Raw genomic sequence first — 3647 nt, forward strand, 5'->3', positions numbered from 1 at the left:
TGCACTATTTATAAACCTAGTTCCAGTATTCTCCATAGCTATGGCAACTGTGATTCTAGGTGAAACTTTAAATCCGCTGAATCTAGTAAGTGCTGGAATCATTATAATCTCTGTGATAGCTTTTACGAAGACAAAAGAAAAGCCAGTAGAAAAAACATGCTATGAAGTTAGCTAGAGGACAAATCTTAACTAAAAAGTGAGAATATATAATAAGGAACATCGTTTTTTTATGAAAACAGATGTTCCTTATTATTGATTAACTAAAAATATACATTACATAAACTACTTAAATCAAAAAACTTGTAGCCGAGGTTAAAATACCGAAAAATTCTAACCACTTAAAGCTTAATATCCAACTTATTTCTATATATGAAACGAATCATAAGTATTGTAAGTAGTAGCGTCATCAATATCTGAGTCATAGCTAGAGTCAATATTGACATAGCAGGAATATTATAAGATACTATTCCAATCCAATAATTTGATTTTGCATAGCTGACAAGTGCGTATCCTAATAAATTCCCTACAGCTATAGAAATAACAAACGCACTCGCAACAATAAAACTAATATTGATGCTTAGCATCAAAAATAACTGCCTCTTTGTCATTCCAATACACCTATAAAGCTCAATTTCTTTGAGTCTTCTAATAATGGATATAACCATAGTATTTATGATTGTTATAAGTGCTATCATTCCAATAATCACACACAATATTAAGATAGGATATTTTATAGTCGCTAGAGTTTTATTAGCATATTGAATTTCTTCATCTCTTGAATACAGTGAAATATTTGATTTATCTTTTGTAAGTTCGTATAATCGTTGTTTCGTTTGATTGTATTGATTATCACTAGAATATACAGATATCCCATAAAGAGCAGATGATTCTCCAAAAATTTCTTTCATTGTCTTTTCAGCAATCAAAAATGTCCCATAACCTAAACTATTTGTACTCGCAAGTAATTTTACATTAACTGGAACTTTTTCATCGTCAACTAAAAACTCCACTACAAACTCGTCTCCAATTTCAAATCCATTCTTTTCAAATGCATGACCATATGCATAAATAATCCCATTTTCTTTTACCATAGTGTCATAATCAATATCTCCAAGTTCTAGTTCTCTTTGTAGTTCCTGAACGTCAAATTCGTCAAAAGTTCCAATTGCGACACGTTTTTCATCAAATAATGTATCCTTATACAAAACATTTCCCAAGGATAAATAAATTTCTTTTATTTTCGAAACTCCTTGAATATCTTTTATCTCATTTAAGTACACATCTATCTCATTATTTTTTTGCCTTATATTTAAGTTATTAGCTGGATACTCTTTGTCGTCTACCGAATAGTTTAGCGATACTTGAAAATCGCCATAAAATATTGTATCTTTAACAATAGAATTAACATCAACACTCGATAGCAAACCTGTACTTGCAATAAATAAAGCACCGCTAACCGCCATCACAATAACTGAAATTTTTATATTCTTTATATTTTGTTTTAAGTCAATTTTTGCTAGTGTCGCTATACTAATTTTTCTATGAGAAGCTCTGCGTTTTAACAGCTTTACTTCTTCTACTCTATAGCTAAATGCTTCAATTGGAGAAAACTTAATCATCCTTTTTACTACTGGTTGTGTACATACAAATGTTGCTAATATCATTGTTATGAATATTTTCACTGTCAAAATTGGCAGTCCTTTATAATCAAATTCCAATAGTGAATAATTTGCATTCAAGTATTTTACACAAATATACGCAATTAGCTGACCAATAATTAATCCGCTTATGATTCCAATAAGTGAGAGTATGCCATTTTCAATATACAATATTTTCTTGACCTGATTTATATTTGCTCCTAATATTCTCAGTCTACCTACATTTTGAATATTTAAAAACAATAATGCCGAATACACCGAGTACAAAACTAAGCCACTAAAGAGTACAAGCAATATAGAAATTAGACCCTTTGCCAATTTCGTTTGATATGTTGAATCAGAAATAACTTTCATATATTCAATATTTTTAAAAACATCATCACTTTCTATATTGTGTTTATTTGCTAATAATTCTATATTCTCATTTAGCTCATTATAGTTTCCACTATTTCTTAATCTGATAAATGCTGTGAAACCATTGATATTATTCTCCGAATTTGACATAACCAATTTCCTTGATACCATAAAAGAATACGAACCTCGGCTAAGCTTATAATCTGTTCCGTCGTCAACCTTATTGTCAAACACGCCACTTATTACAAATTCTTTTTCAATAACTTTCCCCTCATTATTTATCCTAAATGGAATATTTATTTTCTCACCAATTTTAGCTTCTACATCAAAGGCTTCAAATAGAAATTTAGTACCAGAAATTTCATTTTCGCTAATAGGATATGAGCCTTGAATATACGATAACTCAGTTACTTCATCGACTAAGTTTTCATTGTACACAAGGTATACATTAGTCCGTTCATCATAGATTTTCGCAAAATTGGTAGTAACCATCAATGCCTCAACATTTTCGTCCTTTGAAAATTCATCGATCTGCTCGTAATTCGTATCTATCACTCTCATATGATAATTCATATTTGACGAAAGTATATTTTGTTTATTGATATCAACTATGGATGTTCCTACAATTGATATTATAGTTATCAAAAATGTAGCTATAAAAATCGTGCTGATAATCAAGGATGACTTAGCTTTATCTCGAATAATATTTTTAAATACAATTCTCTTAATCATATCAGCTCACCATCTACAACCTTGCCATCCGCCATTACCAATACTCGGTTTGTCATCTTTGCAATGTCATCATCATGGGTAACTATAACTAGTGTTTGTCTATACTTTTTAGTAAATTTTGTCAACATATCCATAACTTCAAAGCTCATTTTAGAATCTAAATTTCCAGTTGGCTCGTCAGCTAGAATTATAGCTGGTTTTGTTGATAATGCCCTTGCAATTGCAACTCTTTGTTGTTCGCCACCAGATAATTGATTTGGATACATATCAACTTTATCTTTCAATCCTAAATCCGCAATTATTTCTTTTATAAAACCATCTTCTGGCGCATTGCCATTTAGCCCTAGCGTGAGTATGACATTCTCCCATACAGTAAGCGTTGGCACTAAATTAAAAAATTGAAAAACAAACCCTATTCTTGTTCTTCTAAACTTCGTCCTATCTGCATCGTTCATTTGATTTATGTCTAAGCCTTCAACTAAAACTTCTCCGGAAGTATTAGTGTCTAGTCCGCTAAGCATATTCAATAGTGTCGACTTTCCTGAACCTGATTTGCCAATTATTGCTACAACTTCTTCTTTTTCTATTGAAAAGCTGATATCATCAACTGCTTTAATGACAACGTCCTCAGCAAAATAATGTTTTGATAAGTTTTTCACTTCAATAATTTTAGTCATTATATTCTCCTAGATTCATAAAATATTAACGCATTATATAAATTATTGTACTCCAAGAAACCAGAGCGGTCAACCGCGATTATTTAACTTTTAATTCTTCAATCTTCTTTGCATTTTCACTAATTTTCATTTCATTAATATACTTGTTCATAAACACTAACGATATCATGGTTATGATCAAATATATTATTAGAATTTTACCAAACGCTATCTCTTGATATAAAAA

At 30.4% G+C, this 3647-nt stretch carries 2 protein-coding genes; both read right to left on the reverse strand.

The features are described 5' to 3' along the window. Positions 1-338: 338 nt before the first annotated feature. Complete coding sequence (locus N4A40_08575; protein ID MCT4661900.1) at positions 339-2744, reverse strand: ABC transporter permease; 2406 nt, start codon at positions 2742-2744, stop codon at positions 339-341. Continuing rightward, on the reverse strand, positions 2741-3421 hold the full coding sequence (locus N4A40_08580) for an ABC transporter ATP-binding protein (protein ID MCT4661901.1): 681 nt from the start codon (positions 3419-3421) through the stop codon (positions 2741-2743). The genes N4A40_08575 and N4A40_08580 overlap by 4 nt, the downstream gene beginning before the upstream one ends. Between the last annotated feature and the right edge of the window lie 226 nt (positions 3422-3647).

The organism is Tissierellales bacterium, from assembly GCA_025210965.1.
In the GTDB taxonomy this organism is placed as follows: domain Bacteria; phylum Bacillota; class Clostridia; order Tissierellales; family JAOAQY01; genus JAOAQY01.